This window comes from Mesorhizobium sp. CA14, from assembly GCF_020165195.1.
In the GTDB taxonomy this organism is placed as follows: Bacteria; Pseudomonadota; Alphaproteobacteria; order Rhizobiales; family Rhizobiaceae; genus Mesorhizobium.
The window spans coordinates 1-13,659 of sequence record NZ_JAIUHR010000014.1; the positions used below are offsets into that span (position 1 = coordinate 1).

At 62.7% G+C, this 13,659-nt stretch carries 10 protein-coding genes; 2 read left to right on the forward strand and 8 right to left on the reverse strand.

Annotation, left to right across the window (positions count from 1 at the left end; genetic code table 11):
• The 7 genes from LB565_RS16275 to LB565_RS16305 all read right to left on the reverse strand — a co-directional run.
• A partial coding sequence (locus tag LB565_RS16275) for a hypothetical protein (RefSeq protein WP_224585684.1) occupies positions 1 to 755 on the reverse strand: 755 nt, incomplete at its 3' end.
• A gap of 277 nt (positions 756 to 1,032) precedes the next feature.
• Positions 1,033 to 2,403: an alpha-glucosidase/alpha-galactosidase gene (locus tag LB565_RS16280; protein WP_224585686.1), complete on the reverse strand. Its 1,371-nt coding sequence runs from the start codon at positions 2,401 to 2,403 to the stop codon at positions 1,033 to 1,035.
• A 20-nt stretch (positions 2,404 to 2,423) separates the two neighbouring features.
• A complete protein-coding gene (locus tag LB565_RS16285; protein ID WP_224585688.1) occupies positions 2,424 to 4,094 on the reverse strand; it encodes an ABC transporter ATP-binding protein in 1,671 nt (556 codons plus the stop codon).
• 9 nt (positions 4,095 to 4,103) lie between these two features.
• The gene (locus LB565_RS16290) at positions 4,104 to 5,252 is read right to left on the reverse strand and encodes an ABC transporter permease (protein ID WP_224585689.1); all 1,149 of its coding nucleotides are present in this window, start codon (positions 5,250 to 5,252) and stop codon (positions 4,104 to 4,106) included.
• Entirely contained in the window at positions 5,253 to 6,260 is a 1,008-nt protein-coding gene (locus LB565_RS16295) for an ABC transporter permease (protein ID WP_224585690.1), read from the reverse strand. It abuts the gene before it with no gap.
• A 110-nt stretch (positions 6,261 to 6,370) separates the two neighbouring features.
• On the reverse strand, positions 6,371 to 8,455 hold the full coding sequence (locus LB565_RS16300; protein ID WP_224585691.1) for an ABC transporter substrate-binding protein: 2,085 nt from the start codon (positions 8,453 to 8,455) through the stop codon (positions 6,371 to 6,373).
• 104 nt (positions 8,456 to 8,559) lie between these two features.
• The gene (locus LB565_RS16305; protein ID WP_224585692.1) at positions 8,560 to 10,026 is read right to left on the reverse strand and encodes an alpha-glucosidase/alpha-galactosidase; all 1,467 of its coding nucleotides are present in this window, start codon (positions 10,024 to 10,026) and stop codon (positions 8,560 to 8,562) included.
• A gap of 246 nt (positions 10,027 to 10,272) precedes the next feature.
• Here LB565_RS16305 and LB565_RS16310 point away from each other — a divergent pair, with 246 nt between their 5' ends.
• Entirely contained in the window at positions 10,273 to 11,115 is an 843-nt protein-coding gene (locus LB565_RS16310; protein ID WP_411970656.1) for an AraC family ligand binding domain-containing protein, read from the forward strand.
• A gap of 42 nt (positions 11,116 to 11,157) precedes the next feature.
• On the opposite strand, the gene LB565_RS16315 is transcribed toward LB565_RS16310, so the two are convergent.
• A complete protein-coding gene (locus LB565_RS16315; RefSeq protein WP_224585694.1) occupies positions 11,158 to 12,321 on the reverse strand; it encodes a glycoside hydrolase family 25 protein in 1,164 nt (387 codons plus the stop codon).
• A gap of 249 nt (positions 12,322 to 12,570) precedes the next feature.
• Here LB565_RS16315 and LB565_RS16320 point away from each other — a divergent pair, with 249 nt between their 5' ends.
• Positions 12,571 to 13,455 (forward strand): AraC family transcriptional regulator, encoded by an 885-nt coding sequence (locus tag LB565_RS16320; RefSeq protein ID WP_224585695.1) that lies wholly within the window; start codon positions 12,571 to 12,573, stop codon positions 13,453 to 13,455.
• Positions 13,456 to 13,659: the final 204 nt, after the last annotated feature.

The following is a 13,659-nucleotide window of genomic DNA, read 5'->3' on the forward strand; positions in this document are numbered from 1 at the left end:
ACAAGAAGCTCGCTCTGCGCCAAGCCGCATGACCAGCCTCGTGGCCGCCCCTTTTGCAGAACTTGACGCACACAACCCGCCGCGGTGCAGTCGATTACAAAGGGGGAGGGAATGGACCAGGGCGTGGAACCGATTGGAGCGGGATAGGCACCGGCATCGGTGTCGATCGGAACTAGGTTTCCCTTGAAGTCCAGATGACCTCCAATCGCCGCCCCAATTTCCGTAACACTCAAACAACGATCGTCTGCCACGTTCAGGATTCGCGTTGTCGGTGCTCGGGCAGCGAAATCAATCAATCGAGCGATGTTAGTGGCCGATGTCGTATGAAAAAGGCTCTCACCTCGGTATGCGAGTGGAATGTTCACGCGCCCATCTAGCATCCGCTTCACAAACCACCATTCGCGCGCATGACTCGAACCCACCCCGTGGATCGCGCCAGGGCGCAGGATAATTACCGGGCGAGAAGCCCCGTCGAGCAATCGCCTTTCGAGCGCGACTTTCCTGGTCGAGTATGTTTCAGGGCCAGGTGCGACCGTCGCCTGCGCTTCTGTCATCGGCTGGGGAAGATCGGGAAATTCGGCCCCACGCGCCTCATCAAGTGTACGTCCCCGGTCGTCGCAGTAGACACTGCTTGAAGAAATGACAAAGAACGCGCCGACATCTGCCTGGACCCGCAACAATTGATCCCCATGCGCGACGTCGAAGGCGACGGTATCGATCACGATATCGGCACCTTTGCCGATCACCGGAGCCAAGTCAGGTGCCTGGTCCCGGTCATGGATAATTTCATAGACGCCTTTGTTTGATCAGCTCCTCAGCAATCGGCCGATTTCCACGATGGACGATGGAAACACTCCATCCTTCACGCAGAAACGTCTGCGCTGTCGCTTGCCCAATTTGGCCGGTCCCTCCAATGATAATCGCGGAACGTGTCATAGAGCCTCTGAGGAAGGATACCACATCTTCATGCCCTTCCGCTTGAGGGTTTAAAACTATGCCCTGATCTAACTGGTCCTGGCGTATCAGGTTGGATCACGCAGCCGCGCTCTTGCGCCGGCCTCGCGACCAGGCCGGCAGCCAGTCGCCGTGAGTGGCAAGCAAATCATCGACCAGCGACCAGATCTGGTCGAGGTCGAGCTCGGCCGCGGTGTGCGGGTCCATCATCGCCGCGTGGTAGATGTGCTCGCGGTTCTCGCTCATCAGCGCCCGCACCGTCAGCTCCTGCACGTTGATGTTGGTGCGGATCAGCGCCGTGAGCTGCGGCGGCAGGTCGCCAATGTAAGTGGGTTGGATGCCGGAGGCATCGACCAGGCACGGCACTTCCGCCGCGCAGTCGAAAGGCAGCGAGGTGATGCAGCCATTGTTGCGGACATTGCCGTAGATCACCGACGGCTCGCCGGTCCACACCGAATTCATGATCGAGGAGGCATATTCCTTCGACTGCTCGACCTCGATCCTGTCGGCCGAGCGATAGGCTTCCGCCTGACCCTTCCAGCGCTCGATCTGCTCGATGCAGCGTTTCGGATATTCGTCGAGCGGAATGCCGTATTTCTCGATCAGGTCGGGACGGCCCTCCTTGATGAAATAGGGCGTGTATTCGGCGAAATGCTCGGAGCTCTCGGTGACGAAATAGCCGAGCCGGGTCAGCATCTCGTAGCGCACCTTGTTCGGGCAGCGCGGGTTCCAGCCGGGTTTTGGCGCACGGCCCTCGCGATAGGCGCGCACGAGATCGGGATAGAGGTCGCGATAGGAGCCGTCCGGCTGGCGATGCTCGAACTTGAGATAAAACGCCATGTGGTTGATGCCGGCCGAGCGGTAGCGGATCTCCTCATAGGGAAGGTCGAGATCGTGCGCCAGTTCCATCGCCGTGCCCTGCACCGAGTGGCAGAGCCCGACCTGCTTGATCGTCGGATATTTCTCGGCGATCGCCCAGGTGTTGATCGCCATCGGGTTGACATATTGCAGCATGATCGCTTCCGGGCAGACGGCGAGCATGTCCTCGCAGATCTTCCACAGATGCGGCACGGTCCTCAGGCCCCGCATGATGCCGCCGACGCCGAGCGTGTCGGCGATGGTCTGGCGCAGGCCGTATTTCTTCGGCACCTCGAAATCGGTGACGGTGCAGGGCTCGTAGCCGCCGATCTGGAAAGCGACGACGACGAAGTCGGCGCCTTTCAACGCCTTGCGCTGGTCGGAATAGGTCTCGGCCTTCGCCTTGACGCCGAGCGTCGCGATCAGCTTGTTGACGACGACGGCGCTTTCTTCCAGCCGCTGCGGGTTGATGTCCATCAATGCGATGGTTGCGCCCGACAGCGCCGGCCGCTGCAGCACGTCGCCGACGATGTTCTTCATGAACACCGTCGAGCCGGCGCCGATGAACGCGATCCTGGGATTTCTTGCCACTGTAAAAACCTCCGGCACTTCTAGGCCACGTCGAAAGCGGCCCTGACGAGCCGTTCCGTGTAGGCGGTCTTGGGATTGGAAAGGACCTCGTCGACGGGTCCCTGTTCGACGATCTTGCCGTGCTGCATGACGATGACGCGGTGGCACAGCGCCCGCACCACCTTGAGGTCGTGCGAGATGAAGAGATAGCTCAAGCCGCGCTCGTCCTGCAGCTTGCGCAACAGGTCGATGATCTGCGCCTGCACGGAAAGGTCCAGCGCCGAAGTCGGCTCGTCGAGCAGGATGAATTCGGGCTCCAGCGCAATCGCCCGCGCGATCGCGATGCGCTGCCGCTGGCCGCCGGAGAATTCATGCGGGAAGCGCGACAGGATGTTGCCGGGCATGCCGGCGCTCACCAGCGCCTCGCGCACCCGCTCGTTCCGCTCGCGCCGCGTCGCACCCAACCTGTTGACGACCAGCCCTTCCTCGATGATCTGGCCGATCGTCATGCGCGGGTTGAGCGACGAGAACGGATCCTGGAAGACGATCTGCATGCGCGAGCGCAGCGGCCGCATCTCGGCCCGCGTGAGACCCTGGATCGGCTGGCCGTCGAAACGGATCTCGCCGCGCTTGGCGTCGAGCAACCGAAGCAGGGCTTGCCCGAAAGTGGTCTTGCCGGAGCCGGATTCGCCGACCAGACCAAGCGTCTCATGGCGGCAAAGCTTGAGACCTAAGTCGTCGACCGCGACCAGCTCGCGCCAGTCCGGCTTCATGAAAGAGCCGTGGCGCAGCATGAAACAGACGCGCACGCCATTCGCCTCGAGGATCGTGCGGGACTTGTCGGGCAGCACCTTCGGCCGTCCGTGCGGCTCGGAAGCGAGCAGCCGCTGCGTGTAGGGATGTTGGGGATTGGCAAAGAGCCGCTCGGTGACGTTATGCTCGCGCATCTCGCCATGCTGCATGACATAGACGTAGTCGGAGAACTTGCGCACTACGGTGAGGTCGTGCGTGATCAGGATCACCGCCATCCGCAGCTCTTTTTGCAAGTTGCGGATCAGGTTCAGGATCTGCGCCTGCACGGTGACGTCGAGCGCGGTGGTCGGCTCGTCGGCGATCAGCACGTCGGGTTCGTTGGCCAAGGCCATCGCGATCATGACGCGCTGCCGCTGGCCCCCCGAGAGCTGATGCGGATACTGTTTGAGCCTTGCCTCCGGCTCGGGGATCTGGACATGCCGCAAAAGCTCGAGGGCTCGCGCCCAGGCTTGTCTGCGGCCGACCCTGCGATGCACCCTGATCGCCTCGACGATCTGGCTGCCGACCGTATAGATCGGGTTCAGCGAACTCATCGGCTCCTGGAAGATCATCGAGATGCGGTTGCCGCGCAGCTTGCGCCGGCCGCTCTCGGGGAATTTCAGGATGTTCTGCCCGCAATAGTCGACGCTCGACCGCGGCGAAACCGTCGCCCGCCGCGATAAAAGCCCCATGACGGTGCGCGCCGTCACCGACTTGCCGGAGCCGGACTCGCCGACGATCGCGATCGTCTCGCCGCGATAAAGCTGGAACGAGACGTCCTTTACCGCCTCGACGATGCCGTGCTCGACCTTGAAGGCGACCTCGATGTTGCGCGCATCGATAATAGGCTGCTCATGGCGCGCGTCATGGTCGAGCCGGACAGCTGGCGCGAAATTGTCTGCGAGCGCGATCGTCGTCATCCGGCCACCTCAATAGGGATCGACGGCATCGCGCAGGCCGTCGCCCAGCGCGTTGAAGGCAAAGACGGTGATCAGCACGAAACCGACCGGCGACAGGATCCAGGGATAGGTGCCGATGACCGAATAGGTCGCCGTGTCCTGCAGCATCAGCCCCCAGGAAATCAGCGGCGGCTTCACCGCGAAGCCGAGGAAGCCGAGGAAGGATTCGAGCAGCACCACGGTCGGGATCGCCAGCGTCACCGCGACGATCACGTGGCTCATCACATTGGGGAAGATGTGCTGCATGATGATGCGCCGGTCTGTGGCGCCCACCGCCATTGCGGCACGCACATAGTCGATCCGCGCCAGCGCCAGCGTCTTGCCGCGCACTTCGCGCGACATCTGCGCCCAGCCCAGCGCCGACATGACGATGATGACGAAGGCGAGGAAGACATTGGTCGGTGCTGTCACGGGGATCAGCGTCGTCAGCGCGAGATAGAGCGGCAGTTGCGGGAAGGCGAGCACCAGCTCGACGAAGCGCTGCACCCAGACATCGAACTTGCCGCCGAAATAGCCGGAGACCATGCCGACGGTGGTGCCGATCACGGTGATGATGAAGACCACCGTCAGCGCGATCATCAGCGACACGCGCGAGCCGTGGATGGCGCGCGACAGCACGTCGCGGCCGAACTTGTCGGTGCCGAGGAAATGCACCGGCTGGCCATCCATCGAGCCGAAGAAGTGCCGGTTCGCCGGGATGAGCCCAAAGAGCTTGTAGGGCGCACCCTCGACGAAGAAGCCGAGCAGCCGCGGATGGTCGTAGTCAGGCCCGACGATCGGCTGGAAGGTGACCGGATCGAGGTCGGTCGAATCGGCCAAGGCATAGATTCTCGGCCGCGCGACGAAATTGCCGTCCTTGTCGTGCAAGACGGGCAGTTGCGGCGGCGCAAAGGCCACATCGGTCGCCTTCGGATCGGAGGGCGCCAGGAAATCCGCGAACACCGCCATGACAAGCAGGAGCACGACCAGGCAGAGCCCAGCCATTCCTGTCCAGGAACGCTTCAGGCGGCGCCAGACAAGGGCGATATAGCTCTCATTGCCGTGCGCCGGCTCAGCAAAGGTCACGCCTGCCGCCGGCAACGGCGTAAGGGGCGTCGGGGAGGGATCGCGCGCCAGCATCTAGTGCTCCCCGAACTGGCGGATGCGGGGGTCGAGAAGCACGAGCAGCATGTCGGCAACGATGTTGCCGACGATCAGCGTCGCCGACAGCACCATCATGAAAGTCGCTGTGACATAGACGTCGCCCACCGCCATCGAGCCGACGATGGCCGGCCCGACGGTGGGCAGCGCGAAGATGATTGCCGTTTCGATCTCGCCGGTCAGCATGTAGGGCAGCACCACGCCCTGATACATCACCAAAGGATGCAGCGCGTTGGGCACGGCGTGCCGCATCACCACGGCGCCGCCGGTCAGGCCCTTGGCCTTGGCCGTCTCGACATATTGCGCGTTGAGCGTGTCGAGCAAATTGCCGCGCATCACGCGCATATTGTAAGCGAGCCCGCCGAAGGTCGCGATCGCCACCACTGGCCAGACGTGCTTGACCAGGTCGACGAACTTCGCCCACGACCACGGTGCGCCGCCATATTGCGGCGAGAAGAACGAGCCGATCTCCGAGACGTTGAACTGGAAGACCAGCAGATAGACGATGATCAGCGCCATCAGGAAGCGCGGCACCGTCATGCCGAGGAACGAGATCGCCGAAAGTGTCGAGTCGATCCAGCTATACTGCCTTGTCGCCGCCCATATGCCGAAGGTGATGCCGAGCACCGAGGCGAGCAGATGGCAGACCAGCGCCAGAAGCAAGGTGCGCGGCAGGCGCTCGCCCACTACATCGGCCACCGGCTTGTTGTAATAGAGGCTATAGCCGAAATCGCCGCGCGTGACGATGCCGCCGATCCAGTTGAGATACTGGACGGGCAGCGGCTTATCGAGGCCGTGTTCGACCCGGTAAGCCTGGGCTTGCGCATCCGCTTCGGCGTAGGAGGCGCCGCCCTGGTTAATCAGCTGCGATTTGATGTAGTCGGCATAGTCGCCAGGCGGCGCCTGGATGATGGCGAAGGTGACGAGGCTTAAGATTGCGAGGACGGGAAGCGCCGACGCTATGCGCATAAGCAGGAATCGCAACATCGGATGGTCCACTCCCTTCTTCCCGGCCGCACCTCGGGCGCTTCCGAGATTTGGTTTTGTCCGGCCGCGCCAGCGGCGCGACCGGAGTTCTCTTCGTCAGGGGAGGTTAACTAGTTCATCGGGCCCTTGTCTCCGGGCTTGCCGGGAAGCTCCTCGGGGAAGAGCTCATACTTCGCCTGCTTGTCGGCGGCGACGAAGACGCGCTCGCGGATGATCGAATCCTCGGCCCAGTTGAACATGTAGATCGGCGTGCCCTGCGGGATGTTGGAGAAGCGCTTGTTGACGATCAGCGCTCCGGGATATTCCGTCAGGCCGACATTGTAGACGTTTTCCGTCGATATCTTCTGGAACTTTCGCATCAGGTCGGCGCGCTCGTCATTGTCCTGCGTCGCGACGAACTTGTTGACGATGTCGACAAGGTCCTTCTCGAACGGCATCAGGTCGACTTCGCCGCTTTCCGGCGCGCGATGGTTCCAGCTGGTCTTCGGACCGACGGGAGCGAGCTGCTCGGTGTTCTGCACCACCGAAGTCAGTTCGGTCTCATTGCGCCGGATCAGCCAGTCGAAGCGGCCGGAATATTGGGTTGCATCGCGCTGCGTGCCGTTGACGCCGTTGATGACCACCCTCAGCCCAAGCTTTTCCATTTGGGCGACGACGCCTTCGGCAAGGCTCTTGTCGGTCGTGTAGTCGTTATTGACCAGCATCACGATCTCGACATTCTTGCCGCCGGCCGTGCCGGCCGGGAAGTTCACGAAACCGTCGCCATCCGTGTCCTTGAGACCGGCCTTGGCAAGTTCGGCTTTGGCGCCTTTGAGATCGAAGGGATAATAGACGGTCGATTTGCGGTCATAGAAGCTGGTGCCCGAGGAGAAGCCGCCCGGATAGATGGCGGTGAACGGGCCCTTGACCAGCGAGTCGCCAAGCGCCTTGCGGTCGAGCGCCATGGTGACCGCCTTGCGGAAATCCTCGTTGCGGTTGAGCTCACGCAGCGCCTGGCCGCGCTCGTCCGGGTTGCCCCAGCCATTGGCGGAAAAATTCATGCGCAGATTGTAGCCGATGAGGCGCGGACCGAAGGCAAGCCGTGCCGGCGCGTTCTTCTCAGCGGCACGCTTCAGCGAGGCGACGAAGTTCTCCGGCTGCTCCAGGTTGGAGAAATCGCCCGAGCCCGCCACCGCCTGGACGTCGCGATCGGCCCAGGTCGAGAGCTTGTATTGCAGCTCGTTGAGATAGGGCAGCTGGTTGCCCTTCTCGTCGACCTTCCAATAGTAGGGATTGCGGCGCAGGACGATGATGTCGTCCGGCCGGTATGCTACAGGCACCCAGGCGCCCATCACCGGCATGTTCATGAATTCCGGCGGGAAGGCGTTCTTGAACTGGTCGTAGGTGTTCTTCGAATATTTCGGATGCTGCGGCTTGAGAATGTGCGAGGGACCGGGGCAGAAGGTGCCGTAGGCCATCGCAAAGAGATATTGCTTCGGGAACGCCGCCTTGAAGGTCCATTCCACGGTGTAGTCGTCGATCTTCTTAAGCGTCGTGCCGACGCCGAAGGTTTCCTGCGTCGCGCCGTTGAGCGGCGAGACGTTGGGATCGAGCACTTCGTCCTCCCAGTAGAACATGACGTCGTCGGCGTTGAAGGGTGCGCCGTCCGACCATTTGGCGCCTTCGATCAGATGCATGGTGAGCTTGTGGCCGTCCTTCGACCATTCCCAGCTCTTAGCGAGGTTGGGCAGCGGCTCAATGTCCTTGGCTTCGACCTGGAACAGCGGCGCCGTACGCGTCAGGCATTCGGACAGGCCGATGTCGATGCCGCCCCAGCCTTGAGTCTGGCCGGCGCCATAGTTCCAGCCTTCCGGCCTTCCGCCGATGACGTGGCGCATCGTGTCGCCATATACGCCGATGCCGTCCGGCATGTTGCCCGTCTTGAAGACAAGGGGCTCCTTGGGCAGCCTGTCCTTGACCGGCGGCAACTTGCCGGTCTTGACGTATTTCTCGGTCACCCAGCTCGGCTCGTGATATTCGGGCAGCGCCTTGAACTCCAGGATGGAGTCGCGCGCCACATAGTGGATCTTGCCCTCGGCCGGAAACGTCGCCGGTTCCGGCGGCACTGTCGGTTCGGAAGCGAAAGCGTTGAGTGCGTGGACTGAAACGCCGAGCATCAGCCCGGCGGCGATGCCAATTCTATGCAGGTTCCTCATAGTCTCCTCCCAGGTGTTGGATGTCTGCTGTTGCCCGCCTCTTGTTCGGGACGGCTGATTCCGACGGGACCTGCCTCCTGCAGGTCCGGCTGCTTGTCCCAGTCTCAGCCGGCCTGTTTCAGCGCCGCCTTCTCGGCGCGCAGTTCCTCGATCGAGCGCACGTTGCGCCGCGCCGCGCCCGCCCATTCGCGGGTCTTGACCTTGGCTTTCGAAAGCCGCTCCTTTGCCGCCGGAACGGCATCGGCATATTGGGGAAGCCAGGCGGCCTGGGCGACGACCATCTCGTCCACCATCTGCCAGACCTCTTCCGGCGTCGACACCGCGCCGACCAGCGGGTCATGCAGGACGGCGAGCTTCAACAGGTCGATGTCGCCGGCGATCGCAGCATGCACCGACATGCGCTGCACATTGATCGAGGCCATGCAGGTGGCCGCGCAGGCCTCCGGCAGCGTGATGCCGGCCGCCATGTTGATGCCGAAGCGGTCGACGAAACCGGGTGACTCGATGATGGCGTCCTGCGGCAGGTTGGTGATCACGCCGTTGTTCTTGACGTTGAAGTGGCCGCGATAGACGCGATTCGTCTCCAGCGCTTCGAGAATGTGGCTGGCATGCTCGTTGGAGCGTTTTGCCGGGTCGATCGGCTTCGACGCCGCTTCGAGGAATTGCGGATATTCCGTCTCGAACCAGTTGCGGGTCTCGGTCGAGTAGCGCAGATAACCGCCGGTCTCGCCATGGATCCAGTCCGACATGTCGATCCAGCGCGTGATCTCGTCGGGGCGTTTGCGATACCAAGGCAGATATTCGGAGAGATGCCCGTTGCTTTCGGTCGAATAGACGCCGAAGCGCTTCAAAACGTCGATGCGCAGCTTCTCCTGCTTCGAATAGACGGGGTGGGCCTCGAAGGCGGCGACCAGCTCGTCCTTGCCGATTGGCCGGCCGTTCAGCCTGAGCTCGATGAACCAGGTCTGGTGGTTGATGCCGGAGCAGACATAGTCGAGCTCCTTGGGCGACTTTGCGCCCAGCACTTCGGCGATCTGCTCGGCGCCGTGCTGCACGCCGTGGCAGAGGCCGACCGTGTCCACCTTGCCGTACTCGATCGCGGCCCAGGTGTTCATGGCCATAGGGTTGGCATAGTTCAGGAACTTGGCGCCGGTGTCGGCGACCTCGCGGATGTCCCGGCAGAAGTCGAGGATCACCGGAATGTTGCGCTGGCCATAGAGGATGCCGCCGGCGCAGATCGTGTCGCCGACGCACTGGTCGATGCCATATTTGAGCGGGATGCGGATGTCGTCCGCATAGGCTTCCAGCCCGCCGACGCGCACGCAGCTGATGATGTAGCGCGCCCCCTCCAGCGCCTTGCGGCGGTCGGTCGTTGCCGTCACCTTGGTTGGCAGCTTGTTCGCTTCCACGATCCTGTCGAGGATCGCCTTGATCATCCCGAGATTGTGCTCGCTGACGTCGGTCAGCGCGAATTCGATGTCCTTGAACTCCGGCACGCACAGGATGTCGGTGAACAGCTTCTTGGTGAAGCCGACGCTGCCGGCGCCGATAATAGCGATTTTGAAACTCATCACCTTCACCTCGATCCAATCGAATGCTAGGCAAGGAGCAACGGAGGAGAACATGGCTGCACGCAACAGCGCGCATGCCCGTCAAGGCCGGAAATCCGGCTTTTCTCCTCCCGCCCGCTCCTCGACCGCGGGTCTTTCGCGTTCTGAGAAGCCGGATTATGCGCTTATTCGCCGGCACGACCAGAGAAGGATTATGCTTTCGAGGGTAATTTTGTGCTGCATGACCTGATCGCCAACGGAAAGCTGATGCGGACGATCTCGCTGCCGCGCGGCCGCCAGCGCCTCCACGCCATGCCGACCAGCACCGGCTACGAAGTGCGCGAGGACGAGACCTATGACTGGGACGGGCGAAAGCGCGGCCAGACCCCGTTCACGGTTCTCCAGCATACGATCAGCGGCACCGGTCAGCTGCGCTACGAGAGCCGCAACTATCGTCTGCAGGCGAACGACACGCTGCTGGTTCTGGTGCCGCACAACCATCGCTACTGGCTGGCCAAGGGCGACCGCTGGGAATATTTCTGGATCTCGATGAACGGCGAGGAGGCGCTGCGCATCCACAAATCCATCCTCAGCGTCTCGGGCCCGGTGTTGCGGCTGCAGTCGGCGACCATCGATCACCTTGCCGATTGCAGCCTGCGGCTGATCAAAGGCGCCGCGTCGCCAGGCGCGGCCTCCGCGATCGCCTATGAGGCGGCGATGGCGCTCTATGACGATGTCTTCGGCTCGCATGCCTTCGCGGAGAAGCAGAGCGCCATGCAGCCTGTCATCGACCACATCAACGCCAATCTCGACAAGCCGCTGCCGGTGGCTGAGCTGGTCGAAATCAGCGGCCTCAGCCGCGCCCATTTCTCGCGCTGCTTCGCCGAGAGCGAAGGGCTGCCGCCGGCCGAATTCGTCCTGCAGCAGCGCCTGCAGCGCGCGGCGAAACTCCTGACCAAGGCGGATTTCCTGCCGGTGAAGGAGGTCGCGGTGCTGTGCGGCTTCGAGGATGCGAACTATTTTTCGAAGGTCTTTCGCCGCTGCTACGGCATCAACCCGACACAGTTTCGCACCACCGGCATGTATGCCAGCCTTGGCAGCCATCGCTGATGTCCCCCTGGGCTCTTGGAAGAAGTCGGCTCCTGGAAGAAGTCAGCGCCTGGCGCTGTCGAGCGCCGTCGAGGCGGTGCTGACCGGATCGGCCGCGGCAGCGAAAGCCGCGTCGATCTGCTCGGGCGTGCGCTGTCCTGAGCGCTTCCAGGCGACATATTGCACGATGCCGAAGCTGGCACGCCGCGGCACCGTCTTCACCACCGGCATGCGGAAGCCGTCGCGGAATTTCTCCCAGCGCGCGCCGAGCACGGCGACCATTTCCTCTACGGTCGGCGGCGTCGCCACGTCGGCATAGGTGATGGTGACCTTGCCGGCCAGCGCTGTCTCACGCGAAACCGGCACCGGGATCGAGGCGAGGTAGTCGGCCGGCACGTCGAGCAGGCCGCCAAAGGCCCATTGCCGGCGCAGCTCGTCGGCGCTCATCGGGGCGACGCTGACGTCGATGTCGTTGGGCGTGCCGGGCACGCGGTAGGGGCAACGGAAGCGGCCGCAATTGGTGTGCGCCGAGAATTGCCAGAGCGCATAGCCCTGCCAGTTGCCCATCGGGAAATGCACGTCGATGTCGGGCTTGTAGCGTGCATACCAGAGCGGCAGCCGCGACAGGAGCCGGTACTGGTAGCGGTTGTCGGCGATATACTGGGCGGTCTTGCCGTTGACATAGAGCACCGGAAAGCGGCCGAGGCGGCGATGCACCTGGCGCACGAATTCCTCGGCATCCTCCAGCGACATCCATTGCGTGGGGTCGATGCCTTCGATGTCGAGGGCCATCAGCTCGTCCGGCGCCGGCTCGGCGAAATCGATAAAATTATTGGCCTGCTCGACCGGATTGCCGGGCCGCGCCAGGTGATAGGCGCCCCATTTCAAGCCAAGCGCCTTGGCCACGACCTTGCGCGTCTGGAACAATTCGCGCGTCACCGCATAGCGCTTCCATTGCGCCTTGCAGAGTTTGACGTCGGCTTCGGCGCCGAAGCAGAAATACGGCGGCGGCAACCCGTCGGATGCCTTGTTGATGAAGCCGGCGATGCGCTTGTCGGTGACGAGCTGCTGCCAGTCGATCGAATTGTATTCGTAGGCGTCGATCACCAGCGGGCGGTCGGCATTCTTCCACGGCTCGGAGAAATCCGAGGCCTTTGCCGCCGTGCCCAGCGCAACCGCCGCCGCGAGAAGCGCCAGGCGGCGAAGAGGGCGCGCCGCCTTTTTCAATCAGGGTGTCCCCACTGACCAGGGAACGATCCTGAACCGCTATGGTTAAGGAAGTGCTTCAGAACATCGGCTGCTTCGACCTCCTCCAAAACGTCAAAAAAGTATCGGCGGGGTGGACAAGCCGTGGTGGCAGGCATTTCAATTGCCGCCTAAGCTTTCAATCACAGCGGCCAGTGGGAATACACGGGTCCGCCTGGCGAAGCGCAGCAACCGGTCACAAGGCCGGACCCGCGCGGGGAGGAAACGAAGATGAATCCGGACCTGGAAGTCGTCCAGATCAGACAGGGAGAATCGTTCAAGGCCTGGGCCCACGGCTACCCTTTCCGTACTGTACGCTGGCACTTCCATCCCGAGTATGAGCTGCATCTGGTCGTCGCCACCACCGGCCGCTATTTCGTCGGCGACTTCATCGGCGAGTTCGAGCCGGGCAATCTGGTGCTCACCGGGCCTAACCTGCCGCACAACTGGGTCAGCGACGTGCCGCCGGGCGAGACCGTGCCGCTGCGCGGCCGCGTCGTGCAGTTCTCGGAAGAATTCATCGCCGGCGCCTCCGCCGCCTTGCCCGAACTTGCCGCCTGCGCCGGCATTCTCGAAACCAGCCGCCGCGGCGCGCTGTTCTCGCCGGCGACGGCTGAGCTCGCGGCGCCCCTGCTGGCGGAACTGACCGAGGCGCAGGGCGTGCGCCGCCTGTCGCTGTTCATGGCCGTGCTCGATATATTGAACCGCGCCGGCGACGTCCGCACGCTGGCCAGCGCGGGCTATCTGCCCGACCCCTCCGGCTTCATGTCGGCCGGCATCAACCAGGCGCTCGCCTACATCAACTGCCACCTGACGGAGCCGTTCAGCGAAGGCACTCTGGCCGAGATTGCCGGGCGCAGCCCGAGTGCCTTCTCGCGCAGCTTCCGCCGGCACACCGGAATGGCGCTGGTGCAGTACGTCAACCGGCTGCGTATCAACCTTGCCTGCCAGCTCCTGATGAGCGAGGCACAGATGTCGATCACCGAAATCTGCTACGCCTCCGGCTACAACAACATCTCGAATTTCAATCGCCAGTTCCTGGCGCAAAAAGGCATGTCGCCTTCGCGCTTCAGGGCCTTGCTGGCCGAGAACGTCAACGCGGAGATTGCCGCCTAACAGGGAGGAAGCGGGAGGAGCTTAAAGCGGTTCCGGTCAGAAAGATCTTTCGTCCGGAATTGCATCAACAAAGAAACATTCAGGGAAGGAAAGACGCGGGGTGCAGGGCGCCCTGTGCTGGGGTTCGTTTGCCCGAAATCCAGCACGTTCAGGAGGATGTCTGCGTGGTTAATCGGGGTCGATCGATCCTCAGCCGCAACCATA

Bases quoted from the DNA above. Each gene is read 5' to 3' on its own strand.
- LB565_RS16285 (WP_224585688.1), bottom strand. From the start codon at position 4,094: ATGACGACGATCGCGCTCGCAGACAATTTCGCGCCAGCTGTCCGGCTC.
- LB565_RS16290 (WP_224585689.1), bottom strand. From the start codon at position 5,252: ATGCTGGCGCGCGATCCCTCCCCGACGCCCCTTACGCCGTTGCCGGCG.
- LB565_RS16295 (WP_224585690.1), bottom strand. From the start codon at position 6,260: ATGTTGCGATTCCTGCTTATGCGCATAGCGTCGGCGCTTCCCGTCCTC.
- LB565_RS16300 (WP_224585691.1), bottom strand. From the start codon at position 8,455: ATGAGGAACCTGCATAGAATTGGCATCGCCGCCGGGCTGATGCTCGGC.
- LB565_RS16305 (WP_224585692.1), bottom strand. From the start codon at position 10,026: ATGAGTTTCAAAATCGCTATTATCGGCGCCGGCAGCGTCGGCTTCACC.
- LB565_RS16310 (WP_411970656.1), top strand. From the start codon at position 10,273: ATGCGGACGATCTCGCTGCCGCGCGGCCGCCAGCGCCTCCACGCCATG.
- LB565_RS16320 (WP_224585695.1), top strand. From the start codon at position 12,571: ATGAATCCGGACCTGGAAGTCGTCCAGATCAGACAGGGAGAATCGTTC.